Annotated in this window: 22 protein-coding genes and 2 pseudogenes; 12 read left to right on the forward strand and 12 right to left on the reverse strand. The window is 55.5% G+C overall.

The window, feature by feature from the left end:
- Window positions 1–6: 6 nt before the first annotated feature.
- Together DD236_RS12255 and DD236_RS12260 are read right to left on the reverse strand one after the other, a co-directional pair.
- Window positions 7–930, reverse strand: a complete 924-nt coding sequence (locus DD236_RS12255; protein ID WP_243409981.1) for a hypothetical protein — start codon at window positions 928–930, stop codon at window positions 7–9.
- A 454-nt stretch (window positions 931–1,384) separates the two neighbouring features.
- Window positions 1,385–1,549 (reverse strand): annotated as a pseudogene (locus DD236_RS12260) (glutaredoxin family protein); the annotation flags it as partial.
- A gap of 417 nt (window positions 1,550–1,966) precedes the next feature.
- On the opposite strand from DD236_RS12260, the gene DD236_RS12010 reads away from it, so the two are divergent.
- The 6 genes from DD236_RS12010 to DD236_RS01410 all read left to right on the forward strand — a co-directional run bounded on the left by DD236_RS12010 (window position 1,967) and on the right by DD236_RS01410 (window position 11,080).
- Window positions 1,967–2,137: a hypothetical protein gene (locus tag DD236_RS12010; RefSeq protein WP_165819790.1), complete on the forward strand. Its 171-nt coding sequence runs from the start codon at window positions 1,967–1,969 to the stop codon at window positions 2,135–2,137.
- A gap of 566 nt (window positions 2,138–2,703) precedes the next feature.
- The gene (locus DD236_RS01390) at window positions 2,704–3,339 is read left to right on the forward strand and encodes a tyrosine-type recombinase/integrase (RefSeq protein ID WP_165819791.1); all 636 of its coding nucleotides are present in this window, start codon (window positions 2,704–2,706) and stop codon (window positions 3,337–3,339) included.
- A 498-nt stretch (window positions 3,340–3,837) separates the two neighbouring features.
- Entirely contained in the window at window positions 3,838–5,958 is a 2,121-nt protein-coding gene (locus DD236_RS01395) for a DNA methyltransferase (protein WP_109092591.1), read from the forward strand.
- Window positions 5,955–8,507: a DEAD/DEAH box helicase gene (locus DD236_RS01400; RefSeq protein WP_109092592.1), complete on the forward strand. Its 2,553-nt coding sequence runs from the start codon at window positions 5,955–5,957 to the stop codon at window positions 8,505–8,507. The genes DD236_RS01395 and DD236_RS01400 overlap by 4 nt, the downstream gene beginning before the upstream one ends.
- Before the next feature lie 249 nt (window positions 8,508–8,756).
- The gene (locus tag DD236_RS01405; RefSeq protein WP_109092593.1) at window positions 8,757–9,683 is read left to right on the forward strand and encodes a DNA-processing protein DprA; all 927 of its coding nucleotides are present in this window, start codon (window positions 8,757–8,759) and stop codon (window positions 9,681–9,683) included.
- Between the two features lie 1,199 nt (window positions 9,684–10,882).
- Window positions 10,883–11,080 (forward strand): recombinase family protein, encoded by a 198-nt coding sequence (locus DD236_RS01410; protein WP_109092594.1) that lies wholly within the window; start codon window positions 10,883–10,885, stop codon window positions 11,078–11,080.
- 171 nt (window positions 11,081–11,251) lie between these two features.
- On the opposite strand, the gene DD236_RS01415 is transcribed toward DD236_RS01410, so the two are convergent.
- From DD236_RS01415 to DD236_RS01430, 4 genes are read right to left on the reverse strand one after another with little or no spacing between them, the layout of a single operon-like run.
- Window positions 11,252–11,641, reverse strand: a complete 390-nt coding sequence (locus DD236_RS01415; RefSeq protein WP_010121571.1) for a DUF1304 domain-containing protein — start codon at window positions 11,639–11,641, stop codon at window positions 11,252–11,254.
- Between the two features lie 53 nt (window positions 11,642–11,694).
- Window positions 11,695–12,672 carry a zinc-binding dehydrogenase gene (locus DD236_RS01420; protein ID WP_109092595.1) on the reverse strand — a complete coding sequence of 326 codons (978 nt, stop codon included), beginning with the start codon at window positions 12,670–12,672 and terminating at the stop codon, window positions 11,695–11,697.
- 58 nt (window positions 12,673–12,730) lie between these two features.
- Entirely contained in the window at window positions 12,731–13,153 is a 423-nt protein-coding gene (locus DD236_RS01425; RefSeq protein ID WP_109092596.1) for an organic hydroperoxide resistance protein, read from the reverse strand.
- A 1-nt stretch (window position 13,154) separates the two neighbouring features.
- Window positions 13,155–13,607: a MarR family winged helix-turn-helix transcriptional regulator gene (locus tag DD236_RS01430; RefSeq protein WP_109093247.1), complete on the reverse strand. Its 453-nt coding sequence runs from the start codon at window positions 13,605–13,607 to the stop codon at window positions 13,155–13,157.
- A gap of 424 nt (window positions 13,608–14,031) precedes the next feature.
- Between DD236_RS01430 and DD236_RS12130 the strand changes: the two genes are divergently transcribed.
- The 6 genes and pseudogenes from DD236_RS12130 to DD236_RS12410 all read left to right on the forward strand — a co-directional run bounded on the left by DD236_RS12130 (window position 14,032) and on the right by DD236_RS12410 (window position 16,416).
- The gene (locus DD236_RS12130) at window positions 14,032–14,193 is read left to right on the forward strand and encodes a nucleotide-binding protein (protein ID WP_207785646.1); all 162 of its coding nucleotides are present in this window, start codon (window positions 14,032–14,034) and stop codon (window positions 14,191–14,193) included.
- A gap of 142 nt (window positions 14,194–14,335) precedes the next feature.
- On the forward strand, window positions 14,336–14,578 hold the full coding sequence (locus DD236_RS12135; protein ID WP_207785647.1) for a hypothetical protein: 243 nt from the start codon (window positions 14,336–14,338) through the stop codon (window positions 14,576–14,578).
- A 189-nt stretch (window positions 14,579–14,767) separates the two neighbouring features.
- A complete protein-coding gene (locus tag DD236_RS01445) occupies window positions 14,768–15,367 on the forward strand; it encodes a recombinase family protein (protein WP_038573372.1) in 600 nt (199 codons plus the stop codon).
- Between the two features lie 35 nt (window positions 15,368–15,402).
- Window positions 15,403–15,825: a helix-turn-helix domain-containing protein gene (locus tag DD236_RS01450; protein ID WP_165819792.1), complete on the forward strand. Its 423-nt coding sequence runs from the start codon at window positions 15,403–15,405 to the stop codon at window positions 15,823–15,825.
- A gap of 336 nt (window positions 15,826–16,161) precedes the next feature.
- Window positions 16,162–16,260, forward strand: a pseudogene (locus tag DD236_RS12405) (recombinase family protein); the annotation flags it as partial.
- A 15-nt stretch (window positions 16,261–16,275) separates the two neighbouring features.
- Entirely contained in the window at window positions 16,276–16,416 is a 141-nt protein-coding gene (locus tag DD236_RS12410; protein ID WP_423716452.1) for a helix-turn-helix domain-containing protein, read from the forward strand.
- A gap of 3 nt (window positions 16,417–16,419) precedes the next feature.
- Here DD236_RS12410 and DD236_RS01465 read toward each other — a convergent pair whose 3' ends face one another.
- The 6 genes from DD236_RS01465 to DD236_RS01490 form a co-directional block, all read right to left on the reverse strand.
- On the reverse strand, window positions 16,420–17,028 hold the full coding sequence (locus DD236_RS01465; RefSeq protein ID WP_109092601.1) for a hypothetical protein: 609 nt from the start codon (window positions 17,026–17,028) through the stop codon (window positions 16,420–16,422).
- Window positions 17,025–18,167 (reverse strand): hypothetical protein, encoded by a 1,143-nt coding sequence (locus DD236_RS01470; protein ID WP_133246029.1) that lies wholly within the window; start codon window positions 18,165–18,167, stop codon window positions 17,025–17,027. Before DD236_RS01470 ends, DD236_RS01465 begins: the two co-directional genes overlap by 4 nt.
- An 81-nt stretch (window positions 18,168–18,248) precedes the next feature.
- Entirely contained in the window at window positions 18,249–18,560 is a 312-nt protein-coding gene (locus DD236_RS01475; RefSeq protein WP_133246030.1) for a hypothetical protein, read from the reverse strand.
- 50 nt (window positions 18,561–18,610) lie between these two features.
- A complete protein-coding gene (locus tag DD236_RS01480; protein ID WP_109092604.1) occupies window positions 18,611–19,393 on the reverse strand; it encodes a ParA family protein in 783 nt (260 codons plus the stop codon).
- Between the two features lie 15 nt (window positions 19,394–19,408).
- Window positions 19,409–19,660, reverse strand: coding sequence for a hypothetical protein (locus DD236_RS01485; RefSeq protein ID WP_109092605.1), 252 nt, complete (start codon window positions 19,658–19,660; stop codon window positions 19,409–19,411).
- Complete coding sequence (locus DD236_RS01490) at window positions 19,657–20,514, reverse strand: tyrosine-type recombinase/integrase (RefSeq protein ID WP_109092606.1); 858 nt, start codon at window positions 20,512–20,514, stop codon at window positions 19,657–19,659. The genes DD236_RS01485 and DD236_RS01490 overlap by 4 nt, the downstream gene beginning before the upstream one ends.
- Between the last annotated feature and the right edge of the window lie 253 nt (window positions 20,515–20,767).

Raw genomic sequence — 20,767 nt, forward strand, 5'->3', positions numbered from 1 at the left:
GGCGAGTTAGTGTGCGAGTCGGTACTCGCTGTTGAGAGTCTCGATCTCGTTGTTCAAACTGAACCGGTTCGTCTGTTCCTGATGCTCCTGGCACCACTGAATCATCCACTGCGGTGCTGGAAGTTCGCCCACCGGCCACTCCTGTGGCATCGCGTCGATCAGGTCCATCATCGTCTGATCCAGCCAATCGGGATCCTGTGTGGCTACCGTCCACGCCAGGTGCGCCAACGGCGCCTCGTGTGTGGTCGGCTCCACCGTCAACTCCTGAAGCGTCACGTCCGCTTTCGCGAGCTGATAATCCAGACGTCGCGGCCACAGATCGTCCGCCCCCGTGTGAAGCCGGGCCATCCGATTGAGGATTATTGTCGTTGCTGCCTCTTGTAGAAGCTCGGTGATCCTCAACGTCATGTGCCTCCCCTCCCACTGAAGGGCCGGAACCACCAGACTCGGATCGGCTTGCCACGCGTTCAGTGTTTCCTCGTCCACTGGAAGCTCGGGAAGCCACTCCTCCCACTCCAGCGGCAGACGCTCCCACTGCGGGCTGATCCCCCTGCCCCCGGGCAGATACCTGTCCATCGAGGCCGGGAACAGGTGCGTCCACTGCTGAAACACCGTCGTCAGGAGTGGGAATGCTTGCGGGTGAGCCGCTGTGAACGTCATCCAAAACTCGAAGGCGTTCTCCGCCGCGTCGTTCTGAATCATCTCGTTCAGATCGGCGAGCGCCGTTTCTCGAATCAACGTCTGCGCTTTCACGTCGTCCTGAACCTGATCGACCATCTGATTCGCTGGCGCTGCTGGCGAAGCTGGCGGTGCCAGCAACTCCGTCACGGCCCGCGTTGCCTCCGCGCGGTCCTGACCTTTCGCTGGGTCGATCCATGCGCTCGGATTCATTGCCGCTGCGGCTTTGCGGGCTAAATTCGACTCGGTCATTATCATCCTTCTTTCCTGCCATATCGGCAAACAAAGCATCGAAGTCAAAGGCTAATTGGCCTTGTGCCTGCTTGGCCCGATCCTTCTTATTGATAGCATACCCACGATCTGGCGATATATCCATATGGATACGTTCGTTATTTGCTGCGGTTTCCATTTTTGCGATTCTCGGACTTGCTTCTCGCGCCCGTTCAGTTTCGCGAGCTTGATCGTGGGCAACTCGGATTGGATTGACCCATGACGGATCCACATGTTCACGCGTGGCTTGGCTCAGCGCATCGAGGGAGGCTTCCTCAGACTCGTAGGCATGTTCGGCGCCAATTCGAGCAGCTTGTGCGAAATCAGCTTCCGTGGGTGGAAGTGCTGGGCTAGATTCCTGAGCCAGCGCCGCTGCGGCCTCTTTGATCTTGTCAGGCCGAAAACCAGACCACATATCCGAGTACAGTTCGCCGTCAATCTTGATAACTGGGGCTTGTTGGAAGCCCCAGTCTTTGACCTGTTGTAAGGCGTCAGGGTGGGATTCTAGGCTCACCTCAGTGTAGTCGGCATTCTGCTTTGCCAGGGCACGCTTCGTCGCCATGCATTGGGGGCACGCAGATTTGGTGTAGACGGTGATCATGGGCTGGTCCTTCCAGATTGAGAGCGGCAGGCACAACACTGTGTGCCTGCCGCCGTCAAGGACCTGCGTGCTTCACGGAACTGTCAGCACGCGAGGAACGAACTAGCGTCCATCGTCAGGGGAGTTTCTCGCCAAATACTCCGTCAGCGCACTCACCAACACGTTTGTGAACGTGACATCGGAACGAACCGAAAAGATGCGCGCCTCGCGATACAAATCGACTGGACAATTAAAGTGTACGTCCCGCGTAGGACTCTGACCATCATTCATACCACCATAATTCCAGACAAATGGAGAAATAACCATATGGAGGTCATTGCTAGTGGTGCTGGCCGTGCCGGGTGTGCCAGCGCTGCTGGCAACTCTCAAATGTGTCGGAGCCAACCTATAGCCTGAGAGCGAGAGGAGGAAAACCAAATGAAGAGCATCCTCTACGGCATCTGGATCGTGCTTTGGACACTCATCCAGATCATCGCCGTCATCATCTGGTGGGCACTGCGCGTCCTCTTCACCATCGTGATCGGCCTTCTACAGCTCACGCTCACAATTATGACGTTCGGAATGATCAACTGGGCAAGGAACGGGTGAAAGTGCAATGTCAAAGCTGGGCGGTGGCAATCTCTCTAGATGGTCAGTGATTTGTATCGTGAGGTGTGCGACCGTTCCGAGCTGTTTGGATCAACGATCTCCGGGTTATGGAGTTTACCAAGCAACCTTTTATTAGTGCTCCTTGCCAAAGCTATTTCAATACTCAATTTTGAAGAATCAGAGTTTCTGCGTGCTCCGCGGAACACAGCTGACAAGGTGTACGCGCCTGCCTGGTAGATCAGTCCATCTAACCCAAACACTATAATTGATCACCAAACAGCACCAAAAAACTTCTCCACAGGTGTGCTTAACGCCAGCAGGTTTCATAGCAAAGAGTCATAGTAAGTGACATGGAACTGCCTCATCCCCTGTTGAAGCCAGTCCCAGATCTCTGGAAAGCACCCATCGAGAGCTGGGAACTCCAGCTCCGCGCGTCCGGATACACCGCCCGGACTATTGAAACCCGATTGCGGCATATACGTCGAATCGCCCGCGGCCTCCGGGTCCCTGATCCGCGAGCAGTATCCTCAGACCAGCTCCTGACTTGGTGTGGGACACAGCAATGGATGGCAGAAACGCGGCATGCCCATTACACATCTCTACGTCTCTTCTTCAAACACCTGTATGGAGACGACGACAATCCAGCCAAAATACTCCCGACAGTTCGTCGAACTGGCGGTATACCTCACCCAACTCCAGAAGACGTTCTTATTCAAGCCCTCAACACCGCAGATGATCGAACTGAGCTCATTCTTCTCTTGGCGGGGCAGTGTGGTCTCCGGGCCTTCGAGATCGCAAAGGTCCATCGGAATGATCTCACCTACGACCTTCTCGGGATGTGCCTGACGGTAAGAGGCAAGGGCGGCAAAGAACGATCAATCCCAGTGGAAGATCTCTGGCTCGGCAACAGGATTCTTGCCGTTTCAAGCACGAATGGTGGATTCTTGTTTCCCGGCAGTATTGACGGTCATCTCTCGCCTCGATGGGTCTCTGTTGTCGCTTCACAAGTCCTCCCGTCACCATGGACCTTGCACACGCTCAGGCACAGGTTCGCGACACGTTCGTTCAGCAACGGCGGTAAGGACATCATCGCGGTCCAAGAAATGCTCGGCCACGCGAGCCTTGCAACGACTAGGAGGTACACAATGACCGACGACGAAGCCCACAGAACGGCGGTACGCGGTGCGCTCGTCCAAGTATAAGTGCTCATGTGTGCAATGTTAGGCGCCCTCAAATCCCCCGTTTCATCGCTTCGTCACCTAAATAGACTAGGAGAAAACAATGGTGTCTTTCGGAAACGCTTTCGGCCCAGACGAGAGTTATAGAACTTGTTCAGAATGCCAAGGTGATTGCCCTCCCGAGCCCCTTGAGGTTGACCACTACTTGTGCGTTATCTTCATTTGCCCGTTCCACGGCGCACAGACACTCGGCGATCCATTTTTCAGGTTTCGTTAAGGAGAAGTCGCTGCTCCCGCTCAAACGCCAGGTTGATTCTTAAACCGAGAATACTACAGTAGGTGTCGACGCTCGGCCATCACCACCACCCATCAATTCGTAACCACGGACCGCAACATATAATTAAGGGGCGGTGCCAGAACGAAATGGCGAAGAGCGACACTGTGCTGGTAAAGTTCTCAGGGGAGCTGTTTGTCTGACACTTTGTCAGTCGACGACTCCCTCTTTTACGCTTGAGGAGGAAGATGTCACGGTTGTCGGACCTACTCCGCGTTGTTGAAGAACTCGATCCTGAACTGCGTCACGATCTTGAAGAAGAGATTAAGCCTCTCCAACAACGGCTCCCATTTGGACTCAACTTTGAGAGGCACGCACCGGAAGCTGTCGAGCTCGCAGGCCATCCAATTCGGCGTGGCAGTAAGGTCCGGGTGTTACCTTCCCGCCGAACAAACCAGGAAAAGGATCAACGTGTTTGGCTTGTGAGAGACATCCATGATCAAACAGCCGACATCGCGATTCCGAACAGCGAACAGGATCACACGCTCCAAGTTGCTCTCAGCGACTTGGTTTTGGTTGCCGAGTTTCGTGACCGGATTTATCCGGGCCTCAGACCAGATGGTGTCATAGAAAATGGGGACAAAAAGCCGTTCCACACTGTGATTAACGGGGAGAATTTTCACGTCCTCGAACAGCTCACTTTCACGCATGAACATGCCGTAGATGTTATCTTCATTGATCCGCCATATAACTCGCGTGATCGCGACTGGAAATATAACAACGACTATGTTGATAGCGACGATCTTTACAGACACTCAAAATGGCTTGCGTTTATGGAGCGACGCTTAAAGCTTGCGCGCCGTCTACTCAAGACTGAAGACTCAGCGCTAATCGTGACTATAGACGAGAAAGAGCAGCTTCGGCTCGGATTGCTGCTTGAGCAGACATTCCCAGAAGCCAATATCCAGATGGTCACCACAATGACCAACAAAAAGGGCTCAACACGCAATGGAGCCTTTTGTCGGCGCGACGAGTATCTCTTTGTTCTCACTTTCGGTGACGCATGCGTGCGCGCGAGCGGTGACGATATGATCTCCCCGAATAATAGAGGTAAACCGAAGACGATCTGGAATAGCCTATTGAGGCGAGGCGCTGATGGATCAAGTCGGCAAGAGAGCCCTAACCTCTTCTTTCCCTTATGGATCGACCACGCAGCGGGCAAAGTAGTACAGATTGGAGATCCAATACCACTTGGCACTGATCGGAAGGCGGTTCCGCCTCCTGACCCAAGTTTAAGACCAGCATGGCCAATTCGGAGCAATGGCAGCGAAGGCCGATGGCAAGTTAGCGCAGTAAAACTGCGTGACATGCTAAACAACGGGACAGTGCGATTGGGGCGATTCAACTCGAAGACGTCTTCCTACGCTGTCAACTACCTGAAGCGGCAACAACTGGACGATCTTAGAGCTGGCGTCTTGGTTCGAACAGGTACCGACGAACAAGGTGCTGGCCAGTTCGAATACCCTCTCGGCGCGCAAGTGAGTTCCGAGCCAGGAACGATATGGGTAAGAGACTCGCACGATGCTTCAACGTATGGCACGAATCTCCTTTCAAAGTTTCTACCTCGGCGACGCTTTCCTTTCCCAAAGTCCTTATATGCAGTTGAAGATACTCTAAGGTTCTTCGTGAAGGACAAACCAAACGCACTAATACTTGACTTCTTCGCTGGTTCTGGCACCACTGCCCATGCGGTGATGCGATTGAACAAACAAGATGGCGGACGTCGGCAGTGTATCCTCGTCACCAATAATGAAGTTTCAGCAGCAGAGCAGACACAACTCCAGCAATCCGGTTTTCGTCCAGGTGACCGCGAGTGGGACCAATGGGGTATCTGCGACTACGTGACCAAGCCACGCATCCGAGCTGCTATCACGGGCCGCACACCTGAGGGCAGCAAGGTCGAAGGAAGTTACAAGTTTGTCGATGAGTTCCCCATGGAGGACGGCTTCGAAGAGAATGCCGCGTTCTTCACTCTCACATACGAATCACCATGGATGATAGGTAACGACAAGGCCTTCGCGTCAATCGCTCCGATGCTTTGGTTGCGTGCCGGAGCGATCGGCGAACGCATCGACTCACTAACTGAGGGCTTCGCTGTAACCGAGTCATATGGGGTTCTCCGAGATCTCGACATGAGCGCCGACTTTATTTCTAAGCTGCGCGAACAGGAGAACCTCCAAGTCGCGTTCATTGTTACCGATGACGAGGGCCGTTACCAGCAAGTCTCGGATGAAATCCCAGAGATAGAGACAGTTCGGTTATATGAGGAATATTTGCGCAATTGCGAGATTACGGGTGATTTCGAATGAGGTTCACTCTTAAGGATTATCAGGCAGATGCGGTGGGGGATATTCTTCGCGAGTTGACCTCCGCCCGCGATTTTTACAAAAGCGCCAGTGAACGTGTCTCCTCCGTAGCCCTTACGGCAACAACAGGTGCTGGGAAGACTGTTATGGCTGCCGCGGTAATAGAGTCTCTGTTCTGGGGTAGTGAGGATTTTGATACAGTTCCTGATCCAGGGGCAGTGGTACTTTGGTTCAGCGACGATCCAGCTCTAAATCAACAAACGCGACACCGACTTGACCAAGCATCAGACCGGCTGCGTAATCGGCTCGTAACAGTAGAACATCCCTTTCGCTACCGAAAACTACAGCCGGGCAAAGTATATTTCTTAAACACTTCGAAACTGTCAAAAAACAGTTTGCTAGTCCGAGGACACAGCAGCGAAGACACCCTGCCTGGCATCGATGCACACCCGGATACGACTCCGTTCACCTTCTGGGACACCCTCCGTAACACGATCGATGATAAGGCTCTCACTCTATATATGGTGCTTGATGAGGCTCACCGTGGCATGGGTAAGCGGCCTACTGATACGCCTACCATAGTTAGGCGCCTTATTAACGGACATCAGGGTGTTCCCCCTGTTCCAGTTGTCTGGGGAATCTCTGCGACAGTACAACGTTTTGAAGCCGCTATGAGCGAAGCAGACGTCCAATCAAATCGTGTACATCTTGCAACAGTGCAAGTCGATCCAGTTCGTATCCAAGAGTCAGGACTATTGAAGGACGACATCGTTCTCGATTTTCCCACCGAGACTGGTGATTTTAACACTGTACTGCTCCGTCGAGGTGTTCGTAAGGTAAAGGTTATGTCCGAAGCCTGGGAAGACTACGCGGAAGCACAGAATGATGAGCCAATCAGACCATTGATGGTTCTACAAGTGCCGAACAAGCCTTCGCCGACAGAGATCGCTTCGGCAATCGACGTAATTCGTGACGAATGGCCCGGACTTGATTCAAACGCGTTCGCGCACGTATTCGGCGACCACTCCCCACAGTCCTTCGGACCTTATAGAGTGCCATATATCTCCCCTGAGCGCGTTCAAGACGCCACATATATCCGCATCCTTCTCGCAAAGGATGCGATTAGCACCGGGTGGGATTGCCCCCGAGCCGAAGTTATGGTTTCCTTCCGCCCTGCTAAAGACGAAACGCACATCACCCAATTGCTCGGTCGTATGATTCGCAGTCCATTGGCGCGCCGTATCGAAGGCAATAGCTTACTCAATAGCGTCGAGTGCATCCTTCCGAAGTTCAGCAAAAATACGGCAAGTCTCGTACTCGAGAAGATTATGGGGAGTGATCAGCTCACAGTAGGTGCAACCGATCAACGCATATTGGTTGATCCCCAGCTCATGGTCACGAATCCAGCGGTCCCTCAAACAGTCTGGGACTTGTACCAATCTCTGCCATCCGAATCGTTGCCTAGAAAGCATGCTAATCCGATCAAGAGAACAACCTCGCTGGCTCATGCTCTTGCAGCAGACCGACTGCTACCCGACGCTGGGAAACTCGCACACGCAAAGCTTCATGGCGTGCTCAATGGCCTTTCTGCACAATATGCACGGGAAAGGGATACCGCTGAGCATGATGTCCTCACCGTTGCAGGCGGGACAGTTAGGGGCCACGCCCGTCACGGATTGCGCCAAGATGAATTTTGGAGTGAACAAGCTGATGACCGAGCTATTCAGGACGCTTACCGCAATGGTGCTCGGGTAATCACCCCTGATGTCGCTCGAACATACGTCGAGTACCTTGCGGCTGATGCCAACGACGAGCAGGCCTATCGCGACGCCCACATTCGGGTAGCTGCCCTAGCCCGACTACCTCAGACACGTCCTGCGCTCGATTTAGAGGCTGACCGTATTGCAGAGCAATGGTTAACAGAGTACCGCGTAGCAATTAAGGATCTTTCGGAGGCTCGACAGAGTCTGTATGCAGAGATCACCTCTATGAGTACCGAACCACAGCGAATTCCTCTAGCTCTTCCAAAAAACCGGCAGGAGGAGGTAACCCGCATGCTGGGTACATCTGAGGAAGCTCTTGAGCAGCGAATGATGCACTTGCTCGCTGATAAGCAAGGTCTGTTCCCGGTTGGAAAGCTCAACCCCGACGAACTCGAAGTTCTAGACACTGAAATGGCACGGGCTGAAGCACTCGCTTGGTACCGTAATCCGACTGCAGGCCGCGACTCACTCAGCATCGCCTTCCAAGACCGGCATGGAGATTGGCGAACGCTGAGGCCAGATTTTCTGTTCTTCAGTGGCACTCAGGCTGAGGCACGTGCGACTATCGTCGATCCGCACGGATATTGGCTACCCGACGCTTCATGGAAGCTACATGGCATGGCCCGCTTCGCAGAGGCCTATGGTGACAGTTTTCATCGAATCGAAGCTGTATCGCGAATTAATGGAACGCTTCGTGTTATCGATTTCAAGATACCTCACACCCGCGAAGGGATATTGAATGAATCTGACGCTGCGTATATGTACGACCGTTTCTCGACTACATACTGATTAAGTCGTATAGAACACGGCATTGGTAATCAAGACTTGGAATCCGTAAGGAGCCAGCGAGAGTATTTGCGCAAAGCTTCTAGCGAGCATTAAAGATAGCTCAAATCGATGCTAGCCTGACGTCAACGACTGTCCTATTGTCTGAACGGCGCTTGTTATGCTCGAATCAGGCAATACACAGGCGCAGGGCATACGGTAAACCGAATACCGAATGTTGAGCGCTCTTTCGGAAGGAGCTGGTGGTGCACGATGGCTAGTATTTCAACCTCAGAGCTCTCACGCGAACGAGCAGCACTCATCAGTCTTATTACCAGTGGGGATAAGCTACGCTGGGCCGAGTTCCGTGATCAGCTTAGTGGCGGAGAAACATTGCCCTCTGAGCTTTTAGAGAGCCAACGTAATTTCGACCCAACGATGTTTGAGCAAGGTTATGATCGAATCGAAGAGTGGCAGGCGCGTTCTAACGGTGCGTCCTTTTACTGTTACCTCGATGACGGATATCCAGATCAGCTCCGTACGGTCTGGGACTTCCCTCCTTTTGTCTTCATTAAAGGCGATGAAGATCCTTTGAAGTCAGGCAATGAGGATCTTGGGATATGCATCGTGGGGTCTAGACGGCCAAGCGCTGAGTCTGTTGCACTCACACGACAGATAACAAGTCAGTTGGTTTCGGAAGGAATTACTGCGATAGCTGGTCTTGCTGAGGGCATTGATCAAGAGGTTCACCGCACCGCGCTGAAACACGATGCACGAACAGTTGGGGTAATTGGGACGGGAATCGACCGTTACTATCCGGCCTCATCTCGTGGCATTCAAGAGCGAATGGAACAGGGCGACGGAATGGTATTGTCGCAGTTCGTCCCTGGCTCGCCACCAACGCGATACTCGTTTCCTATGCGAAACGCTACAATGTCAGCGTATGGGCAAGCTTCAATTATCGTCGAGGCGTCAGAGAAGTCTGGTACTCGGCACCAAGCTCGGCAGGCAGTGCGCCACGGCAGACCGCTTATTCTGCTCGAACAGGTTGCCAGAGGAACGACTTGGGGGCACGAGCTTACGGCGGAAGGAGCTTTAATCGATGCATATATCGCAAGAGACGCGGAAGAAGCGGTAGAGCTCGCATTTGGCGTATTTGATCGACGCACTGTTCCAGGAGTGATGGAGATCAAGAGGTGACGGCGATTAGCGCAGCGGATGTTCCGGCCTTAAAGTTGATTGCGCAGGTCTTCAACAACGCTTGCCGTGAACAAGGAATCACGTCCAACCAAAATAGCCTGTTCTCTGCAGAATATTCGTTGTGTGTCCTTTGTGGCGCGCCCACAGCTGGATACAAGTATTGCTTTAGCTGCAATAACTTTATGAGGGGCGACTACGGGACCCTCGGGCCTGACATTTGCGCACCACTGTTTTACGCAATTGAGGGCAGACAATCAGGTACAGATATATATACCTACAAGAAACCACTTGGAGGCGTGAATCGTGCACTTGAGCGAATGCAGGCTGTGACCTACTTATTCGTCAAGTACCATTTGAAGTGCCTATCGTCGGCGGTCAACTCCATGGTGACCCATGTAGTTGCAGTTCCATCTGGTAGGGGACGAGCCAACCATCCACTCAGCACTGAGCTGCTGCCGTACTTTGGAGAGAGTCTGATCCAGGTCGAAGCGCATCGGACGGTTCCGGCTCGGACTAAAGGTAGACAGTCTGTAATAGCGCCTAGCATCTTCGAGCTGCCCCAGTTCAGGAGCACTGATCATGTTGTGGTTCTTGAAGACACATGGGTTGCAGGTGCAAGTGCTTTATCACTAGCAGTTGCGGTCCGACAGCATGGCGCGGGAGTCGTTACTATTGTGCCTCTGGCTAGACTTCTCGAACCAAATTATGACCGCACCCGCTGGTGGCTGGAGCGTAACGATCCACTACCGCCCTACAATCCAGAATTTTGTCCAGTGACTCGGACATCAGAGTGTCCATAGGATAGCCGCACTTGAGTAGATCGTGTAAGTGGCGAGGATTTCACCCAGGTTGAGATCGAGAACCACATTGGGGCTCTCTCATGCTCTCTGATATGCGCACGCGCCCTCATACATGTCTGGGCTTTCAGTCTGTGGTGAAGGTTTTGGTCATGTCCTTGACAGTACCGTTTGAAACTGACCACCCTTGGTACTCATGACGAATAGTTGCAACTGGACTCATCATACAAACTGTTTCGGGACCTGACTAGCAGGTGGCCAGCCGGGAAGAATCCTCTACCTGAGCATTATGGATCGGTTTCGCCCACTCCTTCGCTCCCTAGTGGCACGCCGTGACACGCCGTGCCAAAACCCCTGCGCGAAAGTCGCAGTGCGACATAAGTCGACTGCTACGTTTAGCGCATGAACATCGGATACGCGCGGGTATCGACCAATGATCAAGACGAAACTGGGCAGATCGCAATGCTCAGGGCCGCTGGCTGTCAAAGAATCTATGTGGACCATGCGTCAGGCAAAGATCTAGTGCGCCCTGAGTGGGTGGCATGCAGGCAAAGCCTCCAGTCAGGAGACTGCCTCGTAGTGGTGCGGCTTGATCTGTGAATTTGTTCGCTACATGGCGTGGATTCTTGAACGCTGTGTGGCGTCTCGGAGTGCCTCCTCGTGAGACACGGCTCCGGTACGACGGTCAGCAGTCACGACGGAGCGTGCGTCGGGCAGGATCATGTGTTCGGTGTCGAGCTGCTCGTCCTCACGGGCAGAGCACGGCTGCGGCTACATAATCGCGGCGACTGCCAACACCACGGTGGCCAGCAGGGGGAGCGCCCCCTGCTTCAGGGCTGCGCCGCGTTTGTCTCGAGACGTCAGCCAGAGCACCGCGGCGGCGCCTGACATGCTCACGGTGCCGGCCAGGACCAGTGCCAGTCCGGCTCCGTCGGAGGCACCTGCCGTGAGAAGCACCACGCCGAAGATGACCTCGATGGCCAGGAACAAATTGTAGAAGCCCTGGTTGAATGCCATTTCTCTGGTGTTGTCAGCTTCCTTGGCTGTGAGGCCGAAGACGGCGCGGGTCCGTTCACTCGTCCAGGCCATGGATTCGAGGTAGAAGATGAGCACGTGAAGTAGAGCGGCTGTGATTGCCAGGATCGAACCTGTGATGAGCATTGCTGGTCGGCCTCTGTTTTCTTTGCCTGTGGTCTGGGTTTGGTGTCGACCGGTCAGAACCGGAGTAGGACCTTGCCGGTACGCCCGGAGGACTTGCTGGCGAGCATCGCTTCGCTGAAGTCGGAGACGTCGAAGACGCGGGCGACCGGAAGGGTGACACTACCGTCCGAGATCCGTGAGATCAGTTCGGCGAAGAGTCCGGACTTCTTCTCGGGCTCCATCTCCTGGCTGATCTTGCTGCCCCAGAATCCCCGGACGGTGATGTCTTTGAAGATCACCGGGCCGGAGGGGACCGTCATCGTCGGGCCACCCATCGCGCCGAAGCACACTAGGGTGGCGCCTTTGCCGAGCACCGAGACGAGATCTGCGGTCGACGTGCCGCCGACCGAGTCCAGACCTGTCGAGATGGGTGCGCCACCAGTGAGGTCGAGGAGCGTGTCACGCCAGGTCGGGTCCTCGGTCGACAGGACATCGGTGATGCCCTCTGACGCCAGTTGGGCGATAGCCTCGTCGCGTCGGACCAGGCCGATGACGTGGATGCCACGTGCCTTGGCGAGCTGGGCAAGGATTCTGCCGACGGCGCCGTTGGCGGAGTTCTGGATCAGCCAGTCACCCTCGTTCAGGTCTAGGAAGTCCAGCAGGCTGATGGCGCTGAAGGGCATCGATACCAGCTGTGATGCACTGTCGTCGGTCAACTGGTCGGGAACCGGGATCGCCCCTGCGGCATCGATCAGCGCGTATTCTGACCAGGTTCCGAAGGAGGTTCCGCTGACCACCCGCTGCCCGGCGACGAGGCCGGAGATGCCGGGGCCGAGAGCATCAACGGTGCCTAGGACTTCCGTGCCGGCGTGTGCGGGGAGATCGGGCACGAAGCCGTAGGTTCCCCGGATCGTCCAGATATCGTGGTTGTGGATGGGTGACAGGGTCACCCGGATCCTGACTTGCCCCTCCGAGGGCTCGGGTATGTTTTCCTCGGTGAGGTGTAGGACATCCTCGGGTTCTCCGAAGCTGTCGTGAATGAGGCTGCGCATTGGTGTCTCTTCGTGTGTGGTTGGGGGATACTGGTCCGGTTGGTGGCCGCGGGAGTGGTCAGTCGTCGACGACGGAGACCGTCGCCTGAATGTTCCCGCGGGTGGCGTTGGAGTAGGGGCAGACCTGGTGGGCGGCATCGGCGAGGGCCTGAGCCTCCTCGGTCGGCATGTCGGGAATCATGACTTCGAGGTGCACGCTGAGCTCGAATCCGCCGTTGCCGTTGGAACCGATGCCGACCCGGGCGCCCACCGTGCTGTCGGCCACGGAGACCTTCTTTGTTCGGGCGACCGTCTGGAGAGCGGAATGGAAACAGGCCGCGTAACCGGCAGCGAAGAGGAGCTCGGGGTTGGCGCCGTCGCCGCTGCCTCCCATTTCGGTGGGGATGGCGAGATCCAGGTCCAGGCGTCCGTCGGATGTTGCGACGTGTCCGTTGCGGCCGGCGCCTGTGGCTAGTGCCTCTGCGGTGTAGAGCGGGGGCATGTCAGTCCTTTCGGGTGGGGGTGTGTGATGTGGAGGCGGGGCCTTGATGGCCGATTTGCCGCAGGCTCCGGATGAGCCCGCTGGCGGTGGCGTCATCGGTGACTCCCATCGCGGCTGCGACGTCCCGGGGGATCCGGGACAGTGGTTCCCGCAGCTGCTCACCGGCTTCTGTGAGCCTGATGTTGACCACCCGCTCGTCTTCCGGGGTGCGATGCCGGCTGATGTAGCCGGCCTGCTCCAGTCGCTTCACCAGCGGGGAGAGGGTGCCAGAGTCAAGCTCCATCTCCTCACCGAGTTTGCGGACGGTCTGCGGCCCCTGGTTCCAGAGGACGTAGAGCACCAGGTACTGGGGGTACGTCAGGTTCCAGGGGTCGAGAAACTCCCGGTAGGTGCGTATGGTCTTGCGGCTTGCGGAATAGAGGGCGAAGCACAGCATGCGGTCGGTGGCTCCCATGTCGACAACTATTGCACACATTTCAATTGTGCACAATCGTTATTGTGGCAGCAGGGCCCTCGCAGTGCCATCCCCAACTTTGCAACAGCACCACGGCGTGGATTCTTGGCCGCTGCGCGCCATCATCGCCAACCGGTTGGTGGCGTCAGGGCTTTGAGCTCTTCAGTTTCCGCAGCCATTCCTGTAGGAGGTGTGTCTCGGTAGGGCCCAGGACCGCCGGATTGGAAGCGGCGAGCTCGGGGACCGCCGAGATCGTGCCGGAGCCGGCAACGCCGTCCGGCCCGCCGGTCTGGTCATAGAAGCACTCGACGAACTCTAAGGTAGCCGCTTTGAAACTGCCGCTCCGCGGTGTGCTCATCGTCCATCGCGTTGCAGGGAATGCCGTTGGTCATCAATCAAGCCCCGGGCATGTCATCATGAGGCCATGAACAGCGCGCATATGCTTCTGATCGGAGGGAGCTCCGGTGTAGGAAAATCTACCGTCGCCTTCGCCCTCCATGCCCTACTGTCAGCACACGGCGTCCATCACGCCGTCATCGAGGGCGATGTGCTCGATCTCGCGTACCCGGTACCGTGGGAGCAGTAGATGGCAGAGCGAAACCTCAGGGCCATGTGGAACAACTACGCCGCCGACGGGTATCGCCGACTGATCTACACCAACACAGTCAGTGTTCTGGAAGTAGACAAGCTAGCTCGGGCACTGGGGGAAGATGCCGAAGTAACCATCCGTGTTGCTGCAAGCATCAGACAAGACAACGGAAGAGAGGCTAGGGCGCCGCGAGCAAGGCGACAGCCTGAGCGAACATGTCGACAGGAGCGCCCGGGCGGCCCGTTTCCTCGACGCCCGATCTCCAATTGCCGTTCACCGGATCACCACCGACACCCTAGAGCCCGACGACATTGCCGAGGAGATCATCAAGATCCTTGGATGGCGACCCCTATACATCTTCCTTCATGGGATAAATATATAAACGGTGTATGTTCCTGACTCGAAGTGAAGTCGCCTCGTAAAACTAAAGGTTTACAAGACACGCACAACGAGCATCTCAAAATCCGCGGCTCCTGCGGAAACCAACACGAAAAATGTCTTACCAACCTGTCTCACCGAAAAGTGTCCCGCCTTCTTCCATGCTGGGATTTAGTGAGGCATGATGGTGGGTATGAGACTGTTGGGCTACACCCGGGTATCCACCGTCGGTCAGGATCCGACACTTCAACACGACGCCTTGGTCACCGCCGGGGTCCAGAACCGTGATGTCTTCAGCGATGTCACCTCCGGGGCGAAGAATGCGATCGAGCGTCCCGGAATGAAGAAACTTCTCGCCTATGCCCAACCCGGTGACACGGTGGTGGTGTGGCGCATCGACCGGCTGGGCCGATCCCTGCTCGACGTACTCAACACGGTGAACCTGCTGCGCGAACGAGAGGTGAAGATTAAGTCGGTCTCTGACGGCATCGACCCGGAGACGTCCTCGGGTCGGCTGATGCTCGGGATGCTGGGGACTCTGGCTGAGTACGAACGAGAACTGATCACCGAACGCGTCAACGCCGGCATCGCCGCAGCGAAAGCCCAGGGCACCCGCTTCGGCCGACCACCTGTGGATCCAGAGGTGGTCGACCGCAAGCTCGCTATCGTCGCCGAGGAGAGAGCCAAAGGCCGTAGTGCCGAAGACGCCGCGAGCATGGTCGGCTGGTCGAGGGCAACACTGTACCGGCATCTGCAGGGTGCTAAACGACGACAGTCAGCACTGCCCGCCTGATGCGGGCACAATGACCAGGTCGTGAGGTGATGGTGATGGACGAGATGCAGCGCTGGGAGATCCTTCGCCTGCACATCGAAGACGGCATCACCCTGACCGACCTGGCACGGTCCACCGGCATCAGCACCCGCACTCTATCCCGGTGGGCTGCCCGCTACCGGGCCGACGGAATCCACGGTCTGCGCACCACCACACGATCCGATGCCGGGGCACATCGCATATCCGCGGAACTGGTCGCCTACATAGAACACCTCGGGCTCACCAGGCCACGGCCATCGATGGCCGCCCTGCACCGCCTGGTGAACTCCCGAGCACAGCAACTATCGGTGAAACCACCCAGCTACGCCACGGTGCGTGGCATCATCCAAGCGCTTGACCCGGCGAGGGTGACCATCGCCGGGTCCGGCAGGCTTTCACCGGGACCTGTGGGGAAAAGTCGTCTATCGCCACATATTTAGCGACCGTGTCACGAGAAACACCGAGCCGGCGAGCGATCTCGCGTCCACTAGTTCCATCACGGTCTAACGACCTGATATCTTCAATAAGAGGCATGGGTACCGTCATAACTTTCCGTTCCTTTCAGGGCATCGACTACGAAACGACAAGCCCGAAAGAAACATATAACAAGGGAGCAAAACGACGGGCCCATGCCTCCCACACACGAAGAACACACAAGCCAGCCACCCACCACAACAAGTGGCAGGATTTCTAACTGCAACACGGCCTAAAACCAGCCAGCAACACGGCCTAAAAACCCCCTCACAACGGCCTGCCCCAACACTGCCAGATACACTCCAGCGGGGCGAATGATGTTCCAGATCGTTGGAGCCTTTGGAGAGTATGAGCGCTCTTTGATCCGTGACCGCACCCGAGAAGGGCTCGTCGCTGCTCAGTCACGTGGCGCGCGCATAGGAAGGCCGCCTGCCCTTAGCCAGGAGCAGGCGGCCACCGTGAGGCAATTGAGGAATGAGGGCCGGACAATTGCTTCTATTGCCCGTGTTTTCGGGGTTTCCCGGCGGACAATTCAGCGCGAGTTATCGTCGTATTAGTTGTTACTTCTCGGGCACCGGCTGGACGCTAGCGGTTTGGGTCCCGTTGTTATCGGAGAGGATTTGAACTACTCGGGCTTGGGTCGTATCACCACTTTTTTTGCTGATCGTGACTGTCTTTCCTTCCTCGAGGTTGGAGCCTTTGATTCCCCACGTGCCGTCGTCGAGCCTGCGGAAGCTGATAGTGCCATCATCCCCGAATTCAGTGCCGTCGTGGACGTAGGTGGCTGTGGCGAGATTCTCGTCTAGGTCAGTGATGTCGTCCACGACAACCTCCCGCGTTGAACCGTCCTTCTTTGTAACGGTGACGGATTCGCCGGGTGTGAGGTCTAGTCCTTGGATTCCGAAGGTGCCGTCATCAAGTTTCTTGAAGATAGCGAGACCAGGAACGAAATCAACATCTGGCGCCCACTCGTAGAGTGCGGTCTGGATGCCGTGTGAGTCGTCCACTATGTCTTTGACAATGACTTCTCGGTCAGCTCCACTCTTTGTGGAGACCGTGACCACTTCACCTTCGGTGAGGCCGACGCCTTGGATTCCGAAGGTGCCGTCGTCGATCTTCTTAAAGACGATGAGTCCCTCGTCCATATTGGCTGGTTGTTCCTTGTTCATCGTGCGATTCCTTTCTTGTGGGCCGTGTTCTGGATTGGGAGGTACTGACTATCAAGGGTCTGTGTATGGAGTTTCTGGAGGTTCAGATGGGCATTGTCGAGGGCTTTGATTTCCTCCCGAATCTCTGTCTTTTCACCTGGTGTAAAGGGACTGTCCTCGGCTTCAAGTTCATGAGTAAGAGTGGCTTTCTTCATTTCCACAGCGTCTGAGATAAGCCAAAGATCAGAGGAATTCAGTGGCTCAAATGTCATGACGTGTGCAAGCGTTTCTGTTGCTTCCTCAGCATCTTGCGCTCGCTCAGTTGCTTCATCACCTGTCGAAAGGCGCGCAAAATCTCGTTGTTCTTCGACAAACTCAGTCAGGGGGTTCGCGATAGGGTTATAGATCTTTGGCCTGCGAGAGGAGACCCGTTCCGGCTCCTTCTCGCGCAGTGCCGTGACAAGTTGGGTTTCTGCTTCTGCCAGTGCGTCGTTCATTTGGATCAGGGCTTTGCCCACTTTTAGATCCTTCGAATCATAGGCGTCCTGATAGAGGTGCTCACCCTTGGATTGGACTGCGACCGCGATAACGGAGACCATGTCCTCTGTGAGTGGTTCACCATTTCGAATGAGGCCGACAGCGGCATTTGCTGCCTGTATGGCCTGGTCTGCGGTGGCTACGATATCAAGGGCGTAAGGTCTGGCGGCCTTCCCCTCTTCGCGTGCCCGTTGAATCTCGCGGTACGAGTCAGATGCGTTGATTCTGCGGAGTTCGCTGTAGTCGGTGAGCGCCTCACAGACGAGACGCTCACCGTTTGCGCTGAGTCCAGGAACGCCGGACTCTTGGTTGTCCTGAATCCTGTCAACGCGATGGTCAGGATGTTTATAGAGATAGGTGAGGCTGAATTCAGAGCCTGCACTGCGGACAGCTTCGAGATCGCGCAGTGCCGCATCGAAGGTGGCTGATGTGGGGCTGAAATCATTCGGTGCCCTCCATCGCGTCGCTCGTTGAAGTTCTTCACTCCAAGCTTCGAGACTAAAACCGATCTCACGGACTTGTTCAGGGGATAGCTGGGACTGCTGATTCACCGAGTCAGTCAAGTCATTTTTTAGCTTGGCAATTTCGGGAACCCGTTCTGGCTCATTGATTGCGATTGCCACTGTCTGGGTCCGCTCGAGTGCCCGCTGGATAGTCTGATGTTGTTCTTCAGTTAAAGCCATAATCTTCTTCGCTCGTTTCAGCTAGCCCAAGGGCCCTGTTGGGATGATTCCGGGGTCTAGTGGTGGTCTCGGCTGGCCGTCGTTGGTTCGTTGTTCGCTTTCTTCCACGGCTTTCTCAAGTTGGTGGGCTGCCCACTTTGACAATGTGTTTAGGCCGCTTCCATTGGCGGCATCTGCGAGATAGGCGGCGCGGATGCGCCCGAGAAGTTCCTGGTCGAGCCGGATAGTGAATTTCTTCTGGTTGCCAGCGTTGCTGGCCGGGCGTGCGGTGCTGGCGCTGCCAGCAACTATGGGATCGTTGACGTCTGCCTTTTTGAGTGCAGGTGTGCTCATGGTGCCAACGTCAAGATTTGATGGCCTTTTTGGCTTTGGTTGTGATTTCACTAGTTCTTTCCTTCGAGGACGCGTGCAACGGACGTAAGGGCCTGATAGAGGTCACTTGTGGCACTACTCGCTGGGATAGGTGCATGGTTCGTTCGTGCGACGGAGACAATTTCTCGGTCTGGAATCGCATGGTCGAGAACGAAGGAACCGTAGATTTCGTGGAGCGCATCGACCCACGCTTTGCGGTCGGTACGGTCAGGGCGGTGGGCATTGATTGCAATCCCTGCAACCACAAGAGTTGGGTTGTAAGCATCCCGCACGGCACTGATGGTGTCCCAAATACCTGCAACGCCATCGGCGGCCTCAGAGCGCGGCGCGGTGACAATGAGGGCTTGGTCGGCCGCGACGAGAGCGTTTGTTGTGAGCATACCCAGTGAGGGTGGGCAGTCGATGAGAATGTGGTCGTAGGATTTTCTGACTGGAGCTAGGGAGCGGCGGAGGCGTGCTTCCCGGCCTATTGTGATGTCGGTTTCCCGGCTGGCGAGGGCCCGCTCGGCGGGCAAGATGTCGAGAGTGTTGTTGCCTCGCCACTCTTGGGTGGCGGGAACGATCGCTTCCTGGGCGGCGCCGGTTCCGCCGTTCGCGACGTCTGCCAGGACGTCGTTGAGGGTGAAGCTGGTTGGGGAGAGTTCTAGGCCGAAGATGCTTGTTGCATTGGCCTGTGGATCCGCATCGACGACGAGGACAGATGAGTTCTCTACTGTGGCGAGGACATGAGCGAGGTTGGTGGTTAGCGCGGTCTTGCCGACGCCACCTTTCTGATTCACGATTGCTGAAATCACTGGTGTACCTTTCGGTTAGTGGCCTGCGTGCTGGGTAAGGATCTGTTCGAGTTCACCGGAGATCATGATCTGATCGTTTATCCCGATGGGTGGGGCGAGCACGTCGCGTCCATCGACGTATTCCCTCGTCAGGGACGTGGTGACTTGCTGAAGAGTGACCGCTACCAGGGACGTTTCATATGTCCGCGTGGGATCCTTTTCGAGGTGGCGCAAGACTATTGCTAGAGCCTGGACTAGTTCGAATTCGTCTGTGAATGTGATCATCATTCAGTCCTCTCGTTGTGGTATGTCAGTAGTTCAAGAGCATCGGACTGCTGTGGCTCCGAAACTTGTGTGTAAATTGCAGTACTTTGGATAGATTCATGACGCATGAGGGTTTGAACAACACGGATGTCTGCGCCGTTGCCGAGTAGTTGAGTCCCGAAGGAATGTCGAAGCTGGTGAGCTTGAATCGTCACTCCTGCGCGGCTGAATGCTTCCCTGATATTCTGGCTAACTGACTTACCGCTGATATGCCCGCCCTTCGGTGAAGGGAACCAATAACCTCGACTAGGCAAATGCATCTCGTTAATGGCATCGCGTAGTTCGGAGTGGAGCGGGATGGCTTTGAGTTGTCCACCCTTGCTCTCGACAGTGAGTACTCCTGCCGCCGGATCGTAGTTGCTTCCGGTGATACTGGCGATTTCGGACACTCGGAGCCCTGCAACAACTGCAAGTTGAATCTGTAATCGGGTGGAAGGCCTGAGTTTCTGGGCTAGTGTGTTTTTGATGTGGATCTCGGCGATTGGCCGCGGATTATATTTAGGCCGTTTTGGGGGAATTAGCTCGAGCAAGGGATTCTCTACGCGTTGCTTTGTGACTTCGAGCCAGCGGAAGAAGGCACGCAGATGAGTGAAATAGGTCCATCGGGTGCCTGCCGTAGGTTTTGATGCTAGCCACTGTTCGATCTGGCGCGGACCAAGTAAATCCGCGTCTACATCGGAGTAAGAACTCACGGAAACAACGGCACGAATCCGTTCCTCGATTGTTCGGGCGCTAAGGGATTGACTGCGCATGGTCAACTCCCAGTCCGCGAGAAGAACAGTCAGACGGTGAGATACTGAAGGTTTTTCTGTAAACATGTATCAACTGTGATCCAACTCCCATTTTAGGTCCGAATAATCTCGCTTATTAAGACATTCCTTGCTGGGTATGAGGGTTGTAGCTGCGGGCGTTGACGTAGTTGCTGGCAAGGCTTGCGGCCAGATTTGGATGGCGCTATAGATGAGCCTCGATATAAGCCAGATGAACTCGTAATGAATAGGTCGAGAGTTCGATTCTCTCAGGTGGCTCAGAAAAGGGCTCCCTACCAACAAAAAGGTGGGGAGCCCTTGA

Source organism: Ancrocorticia populi, from assembly GCF_003123745.1.
Classification (GTDB): Bacteria; Actinomycetota; Actinomycetes; order Actinomycetales; family Actinomycetaceae; genus Ancrocorticia; species Ancrocorticia populi.